At 65.5% G+C, this 16,243-nt stretch carries 14 protein-coding genes; 4 read left to right on the top strand and 10 right to left on the bottom strand.

Features of this window, described 5'->3' with window-relative positions:
• Positions 1 to 47 precede the first annotated feature (47 nt).
• The gene (locus QMK31_RS09300; RefSeq protein ID WP_283500675.1) at positions 48 to 1,337 is read right to left on the bottom strand and encodes a radical SAM protein; all 1,290 of its coding nucleotides are present in this window, start codon (positions 1,335 to 1,337) and stop codon (positions 48 to 50) included.
• A 257-nt stretch (positions 1,338 to 1,594) separates the two neighbouring features.
• On the opposite strand from QMK31_RS09300, the gene QMK31_RS09305 reads away from it, so the two are divergent.
• From QMK31_RS09305 to QMK31_RS09315, 3 genes are all read left to right on the top strand, one after another.
• Positions 1,595 to 2,725 carry a DNA topoisomerase IB gene (locus QMK31_RS09305; protein WP_283500676.1) on the top strand — a complete coding sequence of 377 codons (1,131 nt, stop codon included), beginning with the start codon at positions 1,595 to 1,597 and terminating at the stop codon, positions 2,723 to 2,725.
• Positions 2,726 to 2,985: 260 nt separating this feature from the next.
• On the top strand, positions 2,986 to 3,393 hold the full coding sequence (locus QMK31_RS09310; protein WP_283500677.1) for a hypothetical protein: 408 nt from the start codon (positions 2,986 to 2,988) through the stop codon (positions 3,391 to 3,393).
• 15 nt (positions 3,394 to 3,408) lie between these two features.
• The gene (locus QMK31_RS09315) at positions 3,409 to 3,690 is read left to right on the top strand and encodes a hypothetical protein (protein ID WP_283500678.1); all 282 of its coding nucleotides are present in this window, start codon (positions 3,409 to 3,411) and stop codon (positions 3,688 to 3,690) included.
• A 170-nt stretch (positions 3,691 to 3,860) separates the two neighbouring features.
• On the opposite strand, the gene QMK31_RS09320 is transcribed toward QMK31_RS09315, so the two are convergent.
• Together QMK31_RS09320 and QMK31_RS09325 are read right to left on the bottom strand one after the other, a co-directional pair.
• Entirely contained in the window at positions 3,861 to 4,172 is a 312-nt protein-coding gene (locus QMK31_RS09320; RefSeq protein WP_283500679.1) for a hypothetical protein, read from the bottom strand.
• 235 nt (positions 4,173 to 4,407) lie between these two features.
• Positions 4,408 to 6,021, bottom strand: coding sequence for a malate:quinone oxidoreductase (locus QMK31_RS09325; protein ID WP_502852861.1), 1,614 nt, complete (start codon positions 6,019 to 6,021; stop codon positions 4,408 to 4,410).
• Between QMK31_RS09325 and QMK31_RS09330 the strand changes: the two genes are divergently transcribed.
• Positions 5,984 to 6,961, top strand: coding sequence for a response regulator transcription factor (locus QMK31_RS09330; protein ID WP_283500681.1), 978 nt, complete (start codon positions 5,984 to 5,986; stop codon positions 6,959 to 6,961). The genes QMK31_RS09325 and QMK31_RS09330 overlap by 38 nt on opposite strands.
• A gap of 85 nt (positions 6,962 to 7,046) precedes the next feature.
• Here the strand turns inward: QMK31_RS09330 and QMK31_RS09335 are convergent, their stop codons facing one another.
• The 7 genes from QMK31_RS09335 to recR all read right to left on the bottom strand — a co-directional run bounded on the left by QMK31_RS09335 (position 7,047) and on the right by recR (position 16,243).
• The gene (locus QMK31_RS09335) at positions 7,047 to 7,397 is read right to left on the bottom strand and encodes a hypothetical protein (RefSeq protein ID WP_283500682.1); all 351 of its coding nucleotides are present in this window, start codon (positions 7,395 to 7,397) and stop codon (positions 7,047 to 7,049) included.
• Positions 7,398 to 7,511: 114 nt separating this feature from the next.
• Entirely contained in the window at positions 7,512 to 8,690 is a 1,179-nt protein-coding gene (locus QMK31_RS09340) for a GGDEF domain-containing protein (protein ID WP_283500683.1), read from the bottom strand.
• A 15-nt stretch (positions 8,691 to 8,705) separates the two neighbouring features.
• Positions 8,706 to 10,343 carry a sensor histidine kinase gene (locus QMK31_RS09345; RefSeq protein WP_283501008.1) on the bottom strand — a complete coding sequence of 546 codons (1,638 nt, stop codon included), beginning with the start codon at positions 10,341 to 10,343 and terminating at the stop codon, positions 8,706 to 8,708.
• A complete protein-coding gene (locus QMK31_RS09350) occupies positions 10,343 to 12,709 on the bottom strand; it encodes a putative bifunctional diguanylate cyclase/phosphodiesterase (protein ID WP_283500684.1) in 2,367 nt (788 codons plus the stop codon). The genes QMK31_RS09345 and QMK31_RS09350 overlap by 1 nt, the downstream gene beginning before the upstream one ends.
• 91 nt (positions 12,710 to 12,800) lie before the next feature.
• Positions 12,801 to 13,871, bottom strand: a complete 1,071-nt coding sequence (locus QMK31_RS09355; protein ID WP_283500685.1) for an aspartate-semialdehyde dehydrogenase — start codon at positions 13,869 to 13,871, stop codon at positions 12,801 to 12,803.
• 203 nt (positions 13,872 to 14,074) lie between these two features.
• Entirely contained in the window at positions 14,075 to 15,352 is a 1,278-nt protein-coding gene (locus QMK31_RS09360) for an aspartate kinase (RefSeq protein ID WP_283500686.1), read from the bottom strand.
• 291 nt (positions 15,353 to 15,643) lie between these two features.
• Positions 15,644 to 16,243 (bottom strand): recombination mediator RecR, encoded by a 600-nt coding sequence (gene recR / locus QMK31_RS09365; RefSeq protein WP_092448250.1) that lies wholly within the window; start codon positions 16,241 to 16,243, stop codon positions 15,644 to 15,646.

Raw genomic sequence — 16,243 nt, forward strand, 5'->3', positions numbered from 1 at the left:
TCTAAACTGGGCCCGGGGACGGGGCCCGGGCCCCGTCCAGAATGGAGTCAGAACAGGGTCGGCGCCAGGTCGGGCGGCAGCTCGGCCGCGATCAGCGACCGGGGCACCTCCGCGCTCCGGGCCCGCCTTATGGCCGCGGCGGCTGGCGCAGCAGACGCGGCCGGCATAGCAGACCCGTTCAGCACAGCAGACGCGGCCGGCACAGGAGACGCGGGCGGCACAGGGGCAGGGTGACGCGCGGGCGGGCGGGCGGCGGGTGGGGGCATGCGCTCAGGGAACGACGGGAAAGCATTCGAGCGGATGCCGCCGGTCGCGGGGTCGACGACGCCACGCTCGAGGCCGTGCGCGCGAATGAGGGGCCGGATGCGGGCCGCGAGCCAGGTGCGGTACTCCTTGGGAGCGTACTGTCCTCGGGCGTAGAGCTCATGGTAGCGGCCGACGAGCTCAGGATGCTCGCGGGAGAGCCAGCCCAGGTACCAATCCTTGACTGCGGGCTTGAGGTTGAGACCGCTGTAGAGCACGCTCGTGGCACCGGCCGCTTTGGCCTGCCGCAGGGCCTCATCGAGGTGGGCGCGGGTGTCGGTGAGAAAGGGCAGAATGGGCATGAGAAAGACGCCGCAGTCCAATCCCCGTTCGCGCACCGCGGTGACCGTCGCGAGGCGCGCCTTGGTGGTGGGAGTTCCGGGCTCGACGGACTGCTGCAGTCCGTCATCGCGCAGTCCGTCATCGCGCAGTCCGTCGTCGCGCAGTCCGTCGTCGCGCAGTCCGTCGTCATAGATGGCGATGGACATGGCAAGGTCGACCGGAACATGCTCGCTCGCTTCGACCAGCAGGTCGAGATCGCGTCGCAGCAAGGTTCCCTTGGTGAGGATGGAAATGGGCGTGCCGCTGTCGGCAAGCGCCGCGATGATGCCGGGCATGAGCCGGTAACGTCCCTCGGCGCGTTGGTACGGGTCGGTGTTGGTGCCGAGGGCAACCGGATGCCGGCCCCAGGTGGGTTTCGCGAGTTCTTTTCTCAAGACCTCGGCCACATTGACCTTGACGATGATCTCGCTGTCGAAATCTTTACCGGCATCGAGGTCGAGGTACTGATGCGTGGGCCGCGCGAAGCAGTAGGTGCAGGCGTGCGAGCAGCCGCGATAGGGGTTGATCGTGTAGCCAAACGGCATGGCGCTCTGCCCGGGCACGTGGTTGAGCGCCGACTTGCAAAGGATCTCGTGGAACGTAATTCCGGCGAATTCTGGCGTCTGCACGCTGCGCACGAGGTTGTTCAGGCGGGCGAGGCCTGGCAGTGCCCCGACCTGCTCGGTCTGTAGTTGCTGCCCGCTCCACCGCATGCAGCAAGTCGAACACAAGTACTAGTAAATTGCAAGTGTCTCGTTGAAAACCCGCATCTAAGCGGATGCCGCCACTCGCCCCGCTCACACCACGGCCTCGCGGCACGCGTTTGAGAGGTTGGCACTGGTTTGAACACGTGCCCGCTTCCTGAACAAGGGCGCCGAGTGCGGCGAGAACCCGCGGCGCGGCATCCACTTCGCGCCGAACGCGACGATTCGCAGTACTGTGCCGGAATGCAAGAACAGACTGCACCGGCATGACCCGGCTGCGACGCAGCGACCCGACCCGGCCGGGGTACACGAGAAGACGGGCAGGTCGGGGGTTCAGCTACCGAGACCCGGCCGGAAAGGCCGTCTCCGAGACAGAACTGCGGGAGCGATTCGCGGCCCTCGCGATTCCGCCGGCGTGGACCGAGGTGTGGATCAGCCCGCACCCCAACGGGCATATCCAGTCGATCGGCGTCGATGCCGCCGGGCGACGCCAGTACCTCTACCACCCCGCCTGGCGCGAACAGAAGGACCGCCTCAAATTCGAACGCGCGCTGCAATTGGCCGAATCGCTGCCGCAGGTGCGCAGCCAGGTCACCCGCGAACTGCGCGGTGACGGCCCGCCGCGCACCCGGGCGCTCGCCGCGGCGTTTCGCATGCTCGACCTCGCCTCCCTGCGCATCGGCAGCGAGCGCTACGCCGACACCTACGGCAGCCACGGCCTCTCCACCCTGCTCTGCTCCCACGTCACCGTGCGCGGAGACGTGGTGCAGCTGGATTTTCCCGCCAAGAGTGGGCAACAATTTCACAGCGTCATAACGGATGCCGACCTCGCCACCTACCTGCGCGCCCGCCTGCGCGAGCGGCCGGCTGCACCGCTGCTGTCCTGGGTGCGGGGCGATACCGAGGAGGTCGTGTCGGCCGCCGAGATCAACGATTTCATTCGGGAACGCACCGGCGGGGAGTTCACGGCGAAGGACTTTCGCACGCTACGGGGCACGGCCGCTGCCGCGCAGAGCCTGGCGCAGAGCCTGGCACAGGATCTGAAGGTGAGCACGGGGCCGGCGGCTGGGGCGGGCGCGGCGAGCGCAGGGTCCGGCGGAGCATCGTCGGACGGGCTCCTCTCAAGGAGCGTGGCCGCCTCGGCTACTGCACCGGCCGTATCCGCTGCCCGGCCGCCGCGCGCGGCGACGCGCAGCCGTCGCGCCGACGACCGCGCTATCGCCGAAGCGATGCGCCAGGCGGCAGATGCCCTCGGCAACACACCGGCGATCGCGCGCACGAGCTACGTTGATCCGCGAATCGTCGACCTCTTTCGCGCGGGCGAGACCATCGACCCTGCTGGCAGGGTCTCGGTCGAAACGGCGCTGCGGGCGCTGCTGCCGAGTGACGGCGCGTGATGTGGTTCGTGAGGGGTTAACGACTCGTAGCCCCGGCGACTTGTTGCCGTCGACCCGGACCCTTTGAGTCCCACCTTCGGCCAGAGCATCGCACGGTACGCAGTCCCCTCAGCGATGCGCCCGATTTGTGGGCCGTGGCCCCCGGCGAAAAATTGGCATCACTTAACGAGGGCGAAGCTCTGACAATATCCCCCGTTCGGGGTATAACTTGAATGCCGCCTCGCTGGGGCTGCCGCACTGCCGTCGAGAAAGGTTCACCCGTGACCCACGATTCTGATCCCGTTGAAGAGCCGCCGCTTGATATTCCGGAGGCGCCGAGCACTCCCAGCAATCCCGACCAGCTCGTCGGACCGGACGGCCCCGAAGGTCCGGATACGGAACACGCGGGCTCGGCCAACGAACACCCCGAACCGGCCGTTCCGCTCGCGAGTGCGAGCACCGGCCCCGACGGTCCGGCTCCCAGCGAAGACGGCTCAACCGCCGGAGAAGCTACCGCCGCGGCCGAACCAGACACCGACGCCGAAGACGACACCGAAGACGACCAGGACAACGCCGACAACGAGCCGAGCCTCGACGACATCGACCCGGCCGATAGTCCATCGAACCCCGACCTGGTCGGTCACGACATCGACGACGAAGACCCCACCCTCGCTGAACCCACCGCCTAACCCCAGGGAGCCCCCATGAAAGGCAAATTTCTGTTCCTCGCCGGCATCGCCACTGGCTTCGTGCTCGGATCCAAAGCCGGCCGCCAGGCCTACGACCGACTCAGCGGGAAGGCTCACGAGTTGTGGGGCGACCCCACCACCCAGAAGGTCATCTCGCAGGCCGAAACCATCGCCCGCGACGCAGCATCCGTGGCGCAGACCAAGGTGAGCGATCTGCTGGACCGCACCGAAGCATCCGTCAAAAAAGAAGAGCGTAAGGCCAGCCCCACAGCGGATGACGGCAGTCACGAAATCTAAGCCCCTGCGATGCCGATACCCCGGCTGGCACGCCGGGCCGTGGTGTCGGGCTCGGCGGCCTATCGGCCGTAGTGCCTGTCAGCCGCGCCGAGTGTCAGCCGCACCGCGTGTCAGCCGCGCCACCTGTCAGCCGCACCGCGTATCGGCCACGATGCCCGTCGGTCAATCCATCATGCGTGAAACGCGTGCTGTGCTGGAGGCGGAGTGGCCCCCTGGACTGCGCCCGCTAGCGAGGCGCCCCGCACCAGAAAACTGGCCTGCGCCCGGTCAAACGACGAGTAGAACCACCTGGTCGTGAGCACGCCGAGCTTGGTCACCTCGTAGGCATCCCCGCTTTGCTGAATGACTCCGAGCAGAGCGGCCGGATCGCCGTCGAGAATTTGAGAATCTCGCACCAACCACTCGGTCGGGGTGAGCTGAAGGATGCCGAGCTGCGATACGCGCAGATTTTCCGCATCCGAAACGCCATTGTTCGGGTTCACTTGCCGCCTCCGGGCCGGTTGGTCCTTAAGTAGACACCTGCCGACCACCCCATTCAAGGGGTTGACAGCACCCTCCAACCCAATTCCCACGGCGCTCCAAGGCGTCGATACGCATAACTCCTGCAATTTGTTCCGAGCGCCCTGCACCACCCCCGTAATCACGGGGAAGTTCATTTTTCGCCACGCAGATTGCAGGAGTTATGCCACGCGCGAGCCGACAGGCAGGGGCCGAAACCTAGTTGCTGAGGTGCAGCACCTCAGCAGTCGCGGCGAGCGACGCCGCGGCGGCGGCGGGATCGTCGGAGAGTCTGGTGCCATAGCTCGGGATCATCTGGCGAATCCGCGGCTTCCAGCCTTCGATGCGATCGGGGAAGCAACGGGCCAACAGGTCCACCATGATCGGCGCGGCCGTCGAGGCTCCCGGCGAGGCGCCGAGCAGACCGGCAATCGAGCCGTCAGACGAGGTGATGACCTCGGTGCCGAACTGCAGCACTCCCCCGAGCTTGGCGTCTTTCTTCATGACCTGCACGCGCTGGCCGGCCGTGATGAGTTCCCAGTCCTCGGAGACCGCGGCGGGAATGAACTCGCGTAGGGCCTTCAGCTTTGCTCCTCGTGACGCGAACACCTCGCCGACCAGGTATTTCATGAGGTCAAAGTTGTGGCGGGCCACGGCGAGCATCGGGCCGAGGTTGTGCGTGCGAATGGAGAAGGGCAGGTCGAACCAGGTGCTCGTCTTCAAAAACTTGGGGCTGAATCCGGCGTACGGGCCGAACAGCAGCGACATTTCGCCATCGACGACGCGAGTGTCGAGGTGGGGCACCGACATGGGCGGAGCGCCCTTGGCCGCCTTGCCATAGACCTTGGCCTGGTGCTGGGCGACGAGCTTCGGGTTGGTGGTGCGCAGAAACTGGCCGCTGATCGGGAAGCCGCCGAACCCCTTGATTTCGGGGATTCCGCTCTGCTGTAGCAGTGCCAGGGCGCCGCCACCGGCGCCGACGAAGACGAAGCGGGCGTTGATGGTGCTGCGGGTCTGTCCGACCTGGCGCAGCAGCTTCAGGTTCCAGGTGCCATCCGCTTTGTGCCCCAGGCCGACGACCTGCTCGTTCATGTGCATCGTGACCCCCTGCTTCTCGAGGTTGTCGAACAGCAGCCGGGTGAGGGCGCCGAAGTCGACGTCGGTGCCGCTGACGATGCGGGTGGCGGCGATCTTCTGACCGGCCGGACGCTTGCGGGTGAGCAGCGGGGTCCAGGTGCCGATCTTTTCGACGTTGTCGCTGAACTCCATACCGGCGAACAGCGGCTCCACCGCGAGCACGGCGTGGCGCTTCCGCAGGTAGTCCACGTTGGCTTTGCCGTGTACGAAGGTCATGTGCGGAGTGGAGTTAATAAACTTGTTCGGCTCCGGCAGGGCGCCAACAGATACGAGGTGCGCCCACAACTGGCGGCTGATCTGGAACTGCTCGTTGATGACGACGGCCTTGTCGGCGGTGACCGAACCGTCCGCAGCCTGCGGCATGTAGTTGAGTTCGCACAGCCCGGCGTGGCCGGTACCGGCGTTGTTCCACGGGTTCGAGCTCTCCTGGGCGAGTTCACCGAGACGCTCATACACCTCGATCCGCCAATCGGGCTGCAGCTCCTTCAAGAGCGTGCCGAGGGTGGCACTCATGATGCCGCCACCAATGAGGACTACGTCAACGGTTCCCTGAGAATTCACACTGTCGAGTGTATCGCTGCGAGCGGATACACCCGACCGCGCCCGACCGCGGCCACCCTGCCCCCGGCCGCTCCCCCGAGTAGGGGATAATGGCACAATGAACCCTGACAACGCGCAGCGCCGCGTCGCCGTCATCATCGAAGATGACGCCGATATTCGCAACCTGCTCGAGGCCGTGCTCGCCCAGGCCGGGTTCGAAACAATCGCCACGAGCAACGGCCTCGATGGCATCGCCGCGGTGCGCGCCTACGACCCGATCGTGACGACCCTCGACGTGAGCATGCCCGGCATGGACGGCTTCGAAACGGCCCGCCGTATTCGCGATTTCAGCCCCACCTACCTCGTCATGCTCACCGCCCGCGACGACGAAATCGACACCCTGCAGGGCCTCGACGCCGGCGCCGACGACTACCTGACCAAGCCGTTTCGCCCGCGCGAACTGCGCGCGCGCATCGAAGCCATGCTACGACGCCCCCGCCACCCGGCCACAGCGGATGCCGCCAGTCGGCCAGCATCGTCAGCTGCGCCCCCCGCTGCGGCGTTCGCCGAGCAGCCCGACGCTTCTGCTGCCATCAGTGCTTCTGCTGCCATCAGTGCTTCTGACACCACTGCGGATGCGGCCAGTACCGCACAGGTGACAGCGGTCATGTCACCGATATTTCGACCGACTCCCATCGCATCCGCTCCCACTTTTGTGGCGGCCGCCGACGCCGCGAGCCCGATACTGAAGGCCGCGCTGGTCAACGGCTGGTTTGAACACAACGACCTGCGGCTGAATCCGGCAGAACGCGTCGTACAACTCGCCGGCGCCCAGCTTGAACTGACCCGTACCGAGTTCGACCTTTTGGCCGCACTCCTTGAATCCCAGCGGCGCGTGCGCAGCAAGAACGACCTTGCCATGCTGCTGCGCGGTGAGGCGTTCACGAGCGTCTACCCGGTAAACGAGGCGGATCGGCGAGCGGTAGAAGTGCACATGGGCAATCTGCGGCGCAAACTCGGCGACAGCAGTGCGACCCCGCGCTGGCTGGAAACCGTGCGTGGCGTGGGTTACCGCCTCGCCGCCGCCGAGGTGTAACTCGGCCGGTGGGCCGCGCCGACCGCCCGGCTGCGCGCTCGATCTGACCTCAGCGCTCGATCTGACCTCAGCGCTTGATCTGACCTCAGCGCTTGATATGCCGCGATAAGGCCATGCAGGTGTCGACGCCGACTTCACTGAGATGGGGCAACTGCCGCCGGCAGCCGGAGAGGTCCTTGTCCTTGACGGTGCTGTGCAATTGGCTGGCGGTGTGGTCGAGGCGCACTGCTCCGAGCATCTTGCTGCTCGACCGGATACTCAGCAACACGATGTCAGCGTCTTCGAGGTCGGCCGCGGCAATGGCGGTGCGCAGGCGCAGTTCCCTGGTGTGCCACAGGGCGAGGAAGTCGTTTACGAATCGGTGCTGCACGGCCACATCCCCGCCGAGATCGCTGCTCAGCCGCTGGAGCGGGGCCGGGTCGACGAGCGCACTCATGCCAGGCATCCGCTGGACGCGGTGGTGTCAGGGATCGGCAGGGTCACTCATCAACACTGACAGGTCGACCCCAGTTCCGGGCTCAGTTTAGGTCTGCTTCCGCTCAAGATCTGATCAAGATTCGGCGTGGCCGACCGCAGCGAGCTCAACGGCGATGTCGTTACCACCGCTCACTTTGACGGTGTCGATGGCCGTGTTAACCGCCACGCTGAGCGCGGTCAGGGTATACCCGTGGTCGAAGGTGTCGGCGATGCCGAAACTTGCGGTCAGCCGAATCAGGGAGGCCTCTTTCAGCGGCTCGTCGACGAGCGTGGTTTGAATTCGTTCAGCAAGGGCGCGAGCTTCGGCCGCCGAGGCCGCGCCGGCGAGCACCAAGAACCGCCCGCTGGCGCGATGGCCGATGATGGAAAGCACCGGGGCACCCCCGCGCAGCTTCGCCGCGAATCGTGCGATGGCCTCGTCGCCGGCAGCCCGTCCGAAGGCAACGTTAATCTCGGGAAGATTGTCGATATCGGCCCCGATGAGGGCGAGCCCCATGCCGGCACTCTTCGCGCGATCGAGATGATCGGTGGCCGCCTGCACAAACGCGGCGGCCGACAGCACCCCCGCTGCAGAGTGGATGCCGTCGGTCAGGTCGCCGACGGCGCTGCCGGACGCCTGCTGGGCGCGCAGCGCCGCGGCGGCGATGGTCATCAGCACCACGAGGCACAGGCTGAGGCCCGCGGTGTTGGCCGTGTTGAAGTAGGTCAGAAACACTGCCCCGGTGACGCCGTCAACGGTGAAGACGATGGCACGAACTAGAGCCGCCACCGCGGCGATCCAGAGGGCGACGGCCAGCGTACGGCCGCTCAGGTTGCGGCGTAATCGTCCGCGCACCGCTTCGAGTGCCCCGAGCACCGACATCACCGAGAGGCCAATCCACAGTTCGGCGGCGCCGGCCCAGCGTCCGGCCGGTTCGCCGTGAAGCAGCGTGGCGATGAGCACCAAAATGCTGATCAGGGTGACCAGCCAGAAGCCGCGGCTGCGCCCGTTGTAGCGGCGAAGTCCTGTCCACACCGACCCGACGGCTACGGCCAGGGCCACATTGGCCACGACGACGGCCCACCAGATCATTTGCCCGCTCTGCGACGCGCCGCTCGCAATGGTGACCATCATGGCGGCGATGAAGGCCAAACTCCAGATGCGCCCGGCCGAATCGTTGCGGTTGAAAGCGGTGTTCAGAATGAACGACACCCCGCACAGCGCGACGACCACCCCATTGAGCAGGAGCAGTGTCAGTGTGTCCAGCAGCATGTGCCTACCTCTTGGTTACCGTTCATAGTCACGTGGCAGGGTCGCGATCGCGATGGTGCCCTTGCCGGGAGCCGATTCGACCCTGAGGTCTCCCCCGTGCTGGCGGCAGATGTCCCGGCTGATGCTCAGTCCGAGGCCGGTGCCGTGAATGCTCGACCCCCGCACCGAATCCGCGCGGTAGAACCGGTCGAAGAGGTTCAGCTGCTCACCCGGGGTCATGCCCCGACCTGTGTCGGCAACGCGTAACTCGACCTGGCTGACGGAATCAATCAGGGTCACCTCGATGTGGCCGCTCTTCGTGTTGTACTTGACCGCGTTGGAGAACAGGTTGTCGATCACCTGGCGCAGGCGAAAGGCATCCGCTTGTAGTCGCACGGTCGGCAGCGCTGCCAGCACGAACGTGATGTCGCGCTCGGCTGCCATCGGCCGCAGCGATTCGATGGCCTCGGTGACGATCACCGACAGGTCGCACGGGGCGAGCGTGATTGCCAATTCATGCTTGGTGGCGGCAGCCGTCGTGAGCAGATCGGCGACCAGTGCCAGCAGTCGATCCGAATTCTTCGACGCCACCTCGAGCATGCGCCGGGTCGAGGGATCGAGGGTGTCGTCGTCGAGGGCCAGTTCGAGATAACCCATGATCGACGTCAGCGGGGTGCGCAGTTCGTGCGAAACGGATGCGACCAGGTCGTCCCGCGCCTTGATTGCGCGCAGTTCCGCGGTGACATCGCGCGCCACCATAACACCGCCATCGTAATTGTCGTTCTCGTCGAGAATGGGCCGGGCCGAGATGAGCACGGCGGCCTGCTGCTTGCCCTTCTCCCCCACCCAGACGGTGACGTGATCGACCGTCTCGCCCCGCATCGCCCGCTGGAACGGCCGATCGGCCTCGGCATACGGGGTGATCTGGTCATCGTGGAAGACCACGATGGAGGAAAATTGACCGTCTTTCACCCCGAAGCGGGAGAACATCTCGCGCTGAGCCCGGTTGATGAAGTTGGGTTTGGCCTCACGGCTGAACCCGACGACGCCGAAGTCGATGGTATTGAAAATTTCGTCGAGGGTGCGCTCCTCACGGCGAGAACGCCGCAGCGCCCCCGCAAAGAGTACTGACTGCTGGGTGAGCAGCACCCGCTGCGCAGCGGCACGCTTGGTCGTTGTGTAGGTGGTGGCGGCGACAAAGGCCAGCACGATGGGCACGATCGCCAGCCGCGGAATCTCATTGCCTGAAATCGGCTCCGCCCGCAGCAGGCCCGCTGACCAGAGCAGCACGGCGGTGAGCACCACTCCCCCGACGGCGCCCCGACCGCCAAAATGGCTCGATAGCCAGATGATGGGAAACACGAGCAGAAACGTCGTGCCGAGCAGCGGCTCACCCTCGCGCGCGATCACCAGCGCGACCAGGTCGACGATCGGCAGAATGACGATCCACTTCTTGTCGACGTGCCGCCACGGCACCCCCGCCGCCACTCCGGTGGTAACGAAGACAATGAGAATCCCGGCCAGAAACAGCTGATTGGTTAGGATGTGGGGTCCGAGCAGCCCCGAGACCGCGACCAGCAGCAGGGTCGCCGACCCGACCAGTAGCTGGGAGAGAAAGACAGACCGCTCGACCCGATAGCGGTGCGCTCGGTCAGGTCTCGGGAGTCGTTGCATCACGAGGGCGTTACCGTGGCGTGGCTCGCGGTCGGCAAAACGGCTTTTGCGCCGAATTCATCGAGCCGGTCGATGGTTTCGGAGAACCCCTGCGGCACCCCGAAATGAAAGCCCTGAGCACTGCGAATGCCGAGCCGAGCCAGCTGCACCGCCATGCGCTCGTTCTCCACACCCTCAACGATCATCGAATACTCGAGTTTGTCACCAAAGCTCTGCAGCGCCATGAGAACCTCACGCTGGCGCACATTGGTGAGGTCGTCGACCAGGCTGCGGTCGATCTTGAGAATGTCCATCGGAACCCGCACCAGCGAATCGACCGAGGAATCGTCCGAGCCGTAGTCGTCGAGCGCAATCAAAATTCCGAGGTCGCGCAACCGGTTGACCTGCTCGCGAATCGGTGCCGAGACGCGAACGGCCGAGCGCTCATTGAGCTCAAGGCAGAGCGAGATCTCCGGATACCGCGTGTTCAACTCCTCCACAAACCGACCGAGACGCTCCGGCGCGAGTTGACCGGCCTCGACGTTGATGGTCATGCAGACGATACCGGGTTCGACCAGACGAAACTCGGCCGCAGCGGTCATCGCCGATTCCGCAATTTGCTGGGTCAACTTGTCGAACCGGCCCAGGCTCTTGGCCTTCTCCACCAGCGACGGCGGTGAGATCGCGCCCAGTTCCGGGTCGACGTATCGCAGCAACGCTTCGAACGCCCAGATGCGGCCAGTGACAAGGCTGACGATGGGCTGATAGGCCAGTGGCAGCCTATTCTCGTCGATGGCACGGGCGACAGTGTCGTTGAACTGCGAGGAGAGATGGCCGGAGACGTTGATGCTCGTGCCGCTGTCGGTGCTGCCGCGGCGGCGGCTTTTCTTGACCAAGAGCATGCTGTGGTCGGCGTCGTGAACGAGAGAGGCGACATCCGTTTCAACGGAAACGGAGTAGGCGAGACCGATGCTGAGGCTGGGATTGATGGCGTCGGAGCCAACGGCGAGCGGCGCAGCGGATGCCGTCAGCACCGTCTCGGCGATGGCTTTGGCTTCGGCGAGGGAGGCGAGTCGCGTGAGGATGATGACGAATTCGTCGCCACCGACCCGGGCGACGACGTCGTGAGGGCGCACCGATTGGCGTAGCCGCTGGCCGAGAACCTTCAGCACCTCGTCGCCGGTCTGGTGCCCGTAGGTGTCGTTTAGACGCTTGAAACCGTCGAGGTCTATGAAGAGAACCGCGATCGCCTCGGCGTCGCTGCGGGTGCTGTTGATCGTGTCGAGGGCTTCCTGAAAGGCACCGTAGTTGGGCAGACCGGTGAGCGGATCGGTGTTGGCTCGCGCGGTCAGCCCCGCCAGGTTCTGCCGCGCCTGCACGGCCAGTTCGGCGGTGGCGGCGAGGGCTTGCAGCGCTCGGCGGTCAACGCCGGAAAACGCGCCGTCCATTGGGTCGCGACGGGCGACGAGAAATCGTGGTTCACCGGGGGTGAACATGACCGGAACCCCAATAGCCCCGCTCTCAGCGGGGCCAGGCTGCACCGTGATCGACTGCACGCCGACCGCGGTCGCAGCCGCCTGGCACAGTGCCTCCGCGACGTTGTCGACGCTGCGGGTGGTACTCAGGATGCTGCTCCCGACCACGAGGCCGTTCAAACGACGCCGCATGTCCAGCAGCGTGCGCACGACAATGGCGATCAACGCCACCGCGAAACTGCCCATCAGGGTGCCGACGGCGGTCTCGATTCCGGTGCGGCCTTCCCCCGGGGTGGGAAGTCCGATTACGGACCAGTGCGCCGAGAGCACGGCCAACGCAGCGACGGTGACAAGCAGCGCGCTGAGGCGTACCGGTGAGATGAGCGGCTGGCCGCCCCGGTCCGCTGGGGCGTTGATCAGGCGCACTCGCAGAACTTCCAACGCGAGCACGATGAGCACATACCCAGCGGATGCTGCGGCGACCGCCGGCAGGAATGCCACACCGGCCCGGCCGAGCATCCCGGCGATGAGAAAATAGAGCAGACAGCCGATGCCCGCCAGGCCCGCGCTGTAGACGGATACGCCGATGCGGCGGGATTCAATCATCAACGCGATCAGAATTCCGAGCATGACCACGCCGACAATGGCCTGATAGGGCAGCACCGGGACCAGGGCCGGAACGGCCAGAACGGGCACGCTCATGGCCGGAGTGCGATGGGGCACGCTGCCCACGCGAATCCAGGCTATTTCGAGTGCGGCGACGCAGACGAGGCCGGTCACCGCGGCGGTAATTCTGGTGCCAGGATCAGCAAGAACGATGACGACTGCACCGGAGATAAACACCAGCCCAACGGCAGTGAACACGCCAAGGGAGACGCGCCGCAGCACGCCCAACACCCCAGTTTGGCTCACGCGGTCAAAGCCTACGCGACTTACCGGTCGATAAGTGCGTGCGGGTATGTTTTGAACGGGCTGTTCGGGTTTAACCCGGCCTCGGCGCGGGTTAGGCGTCGACTCGCGCGGCGGCGATCAGTTCGGCGATCTGCACGGCGTTCAGCGCTGCCCCCTTGCGCAGGTTGTCATTGCTGATGAAGAGGGCGAGGCCGCGGCCATCCGCTACGCCTTCGTCCTGCCGGATGCGACCGACGAAACTGGCATCCCGGCCGGCCGCCTGCAGCGGCGTGGGAATATCCGTCAGTTCGACCCCGGGGGCGCTCTTCAGCAGTTCTTCGGCGCGGGCAACACTGATCGGCCTGGCGAACTCGACGTTGATCGACAGGGAGTGGCCAGTGAAGACGGGCACACGCACGCAGGTTCCGCTGACCAGCAGCTCGGGCAAGCCGAGGATCTTGCGGCTCTCGTTACGCAGCTTCTTCTCTTCATCGGTTTCGAACTGGCCGTCATCGACGATGCTGCCGGCCAGCGGGATCACGTCAAACGCGATCGGGCGGGCGTAGATCGTGGGCTCGGGCAATGAAACGGCGCTGCCGTCGTGCACGAGCTGCAACAGGTTCTCGTCTTGCGCTGCGACGCGAATCTGGCTGGCCAGTTCGAACGCGCCGGCCAGACCGCTGCCGGAGACCGCTTGGTAGGTGCTGACGATGAGCCGTGTCAGGCCGGCCTCGTCGTGCAGCGCCTTGAGCACGGGCATCGCGGCCATGGTGGTGCAGTTCGGGTTGGCGATGATGCCCTTGACGGCCTGCTTGATGGCTTCGGGGTTGACCTCGCTGACGACGAGAGGAACGTCCGGGTGCATGCGCCAGCCGCTCGAGTTATCGACGACAAGCACGCCGGCTGCGGCGAAGCGAGGGGCCTGCGCCTTGGACAGGGTGGCACCGGCCGAGAAGATGGCCACGTCGAGCCCGGTGGGGTCGGCAACGGAGGCATCTTCGACCGTGATCTGCTCGCCCTTGAAGGTGAGGGTGGTTCCGGCCGAACGTGCCGAGGCGAAGAAGCGGATGCTCCTGACCGGAAAGTCGCGCTCCTCGAGCAGGCGACGCACCACGGCGCCAACCTGTCCGGTGGCTCCGACGACGCCGATGTTGATGCCGGGGGTGCTGGCTGGGTTGGTCACGTGTGTTTCCTAACGTCGTTCGCCCTCACGGGCACTTCATTCTGCAATGTTCCCTCGGCCTTTTGGGGCATAACTCCTGCAATTTCGTTGACTGTTCGGTACTCTTCCGCGTAATTACGGGGAAGTGCAGAACGATGGTGACAAATTGCAGGAGTTATGACCGGGGAGGGGTGAGGCGGGGCATCCGTTTGGCGAAGCGAGGGCTAGCGGCCGGAGCCCCCGTGCACGACAGCTTCGATCTCGCCGTCGAGCCCGAACGCGGTGTGCACCACGCGGAGGGCCTCGTTGATGGTGTCGGCGCGGGTAACGACCGAGATACGGATCTCGCTCGTGGAGATCATCTCGATGTTGATTCCGGCCTCGTACAGCGCCTCGAACAGTTTCGCCGAGACGCCCGTATTGGTGCGCATGCCGCCGCCGACCAGGGCAAGCTTGGCGATCTGATCGTCGTACTGCAGGCCGGTGAACCCGATGCGGTCGCGTTCGTTGGTCAGCGCGGTGAGTACCTGCTGGCCCTCGGACTTGGGCAGCGTGAAGGAGATGTCGGTGAGTCCGGTCGCCGCGGCCGACACGTTCTGCACGATCATGTCGACGTTAGCGTTGGTGCGGGCGACGATCTTGAAGATGAGCGCGGCTTTGCCGGGAATGTCGGGGACGCCAACGACGGTGACCTTCGCCTCGCTCAGGTCAGCGGCGATTCCGGCGATGATTGGTTCTTCCACAATTTCTCCATTTTCTCGCGCGGTCGCGGCGTTGTACACGATGGTGCCGGTGTTGTTGTTGAACGAGGAGCGCACGTGCAGCGTGACGCCGTGGCGGCGGGCATATTCCACAGCGCGAATATATAGAACTTTGGCTCCGGCGGCGGCGAGTTCAAGCATTTCTTCGCTCGTGACACGCTCGAGTTTGCGGGCGCGGGGAACGACGCGCGGATCCGCGGTGAAGACGCCGTCGACATCCGTGTAGATTTCGCAGATGTCGGCGCCGAGCGCGGCGGCGAGGGCGACGGCGGTAGTGTCAGAACCGCCGCGGCCGAGGGTGGTGATGTCCAGGGTGTCGCGGTTGAAGCCCTGAAAGCCGGCGACGATGGCGACGGCGCCCTCGTCGAGGGCCGAGCGGATGCGTCCCGGCGTAACGTCGACGATGCGCGCGGAGCCGTGGCGGGCATCCGTGATCATTCCGGCCTGGCTGCCGGTGAAGGAGCGAGCGTCGTAACCGAGGCTTTTGATGGCCATCGCGAGCAGCGCCATGGAGATGCGCTCTCCTGCTGTGAGCAGCATGTCCAGCTCGCGCGGGGCGGGCAGCGGGGTGACCTGGTGGGCCAGGTCAAGCAGTTCGTCGGTGCTGTCGCCCATCGCCGAGACGGCGACGACGACCTCGTTGCCGGCCTTGCGGGTATCGACGATGCGCTTGGCGACCCGCTTGATACTTTCGGCATCGGCGACGGATGATCCGCCGAACTTCTGCACGATCAAGCTCATGTGACTCCTGAGATTGGGGTTCGCGGGCCTGCCGTTCGGGCCGCGTCCAAGTTCCCATCCTAAATGCTCGTGCCCGAGGCGGGTGCCATGTGACGCTGCGCTGCATGGGTGGGTGGCGCTTGTATGGATGGCGTGGGCGGGACATCCGCTGGCTGGGCCCACCTTATGTCCCTGGGCCCAGTTTATAAACTGGGCCCAGGGACGGGGCCCGGGCCCCGTCCAAAAAAGGGGCGGGTTACGTTGAGTGGGCCGCGGCGGCGGGGGCGGGGGTGGCGGCGGCGGCGGGGGTGGCTAGTGGGTGACCTCGCGGCGACCTTCGAAGGCGCGGCCGAGGGTGACCTCGTCGGCGTACTCAAGGTCCCCACCCACGGGAAGGCCAGAGGCGAGCCGGGTGACCTTGATTTCGAGGGTGGTCAGCAATCGGGAGAGGTAGGTTGCGGTGGCCTCCCCTTCCAGGTTCGGGTCGGTCGCGATAATGACCTCCTGCACGGTGTTGTCGGCCAGGCGCTGCATCAGTTGGCGGATACGCAGGTCGTCGGGTCCGACACCGTCGATCGGGCTGATAGCTCCGCCGAGCACGTGATAGAGCCCCTTGAACTCGCGGGTGCGCTCGATCGCGACAACGTCCTTGGCCTCTTCGACCACGCAGATCGACGTGGGATTGCGGCGCGGGTCGCGGCAAATCAGACAGGTCGGCTGCTCACTCACGTTGCCGCAGATATCGCAGAACCGCACCTTGTCGCGCACCTCGAGCAACACGTTGGCGAGCCGGGTCACGTCGAACTTCTCGGTCTGCAGAATGTGAAACGCGATGCGCTGGGCGGACTTCGGGCCGATTCCGGGAAGCTGGCCGAGCTCGTCGATCAGTTCCTGAACGATGCCTTCATACAT

Origin of the sequence: Cryobacterium sp. PH31-O1 (assembly GCF_030063455.1) — a bacterium.
GTDB lineage: Bacteria > Actinomycetota > Actinomycetes > Actinomycetales > Microbacteriaceae > Cryobacterium.

Excerpts from the sequence above, each read along its gene's own strand:
- QMK31_RS09340 (WP_283500683.1), bottom strand. The coding sequence starts at position 8,690 with ATGCTGCTGGACACACTGACACTGCTCCTGCTCAATGGGGTGGTCGTC.
- QMK31_RS09305 (WP_283500676.1), top strand. The coding sequence starts at position 1,595 with ATGACCCGGCTGCGACGCAGCGACCCGACCCGGCCGGGGTACACGAGA.
- QMK31_RS09330 (WP_283500681.1), top strand. The coding sequence starts at position 5,984 with ATGAACCCTGACAACGCGCAGCGCCGCGTCGCCGTCATCATCGAAGAT.
- QMK31_RS09315 (WP_283500678.1), top strand. The coding sequence starts at position 3,409 with ATGAAAGGCAAATTTCTGTTCCTCGCCGGCATCGCCACTGGCTTCGTG.
- QMK31_RS09325 (WP_502852861.1), bottom strand. The coding sequence starts at position 6,021 with ATGACGGCGACGCGGCGCTGCGCGTTGTCAGGGTTCATTGTGCCATTA.
- QMK31_RS09300 (WP_283500675.1), bottom strand. The coding sequence starts at position 1,337 with ATGCGGTGGAGCGGGCAGCAACTACAGACCGAGCAGGTCGGGGCACTG.
- QMK31_RS09335 (WP_283500682.1), bottom strand. The coding sequence starts at position 7,397 with ATGAGTGCGCTCGTCGACCCGGCCCCGCTCCAGCGGCTGAGCAGCGAT.
- QMK31_RS09360 (WP_283500686.1), bottom strand. The coding sequence starts at position 15,352 with ATGAGCTTGATCGTGCAGAAGTTCGGCGGATCATCCGTCGCCGATGCC.
- recR (WP_092448250.1), bottom strand. The coding sequence starts at position 16,243 with ATGTATGAAGGCATCGTTCAGGAACTGATCGACGAGCTCGGCCAGCTT.
- QMK31_RS09345 (WP_283501008.1), bottom strand. The coding sequence starts at position 10,343 with ATGCAACGACTCCCGAGACCTGACCGAGCGCACCGCTATCGGGTCGAG.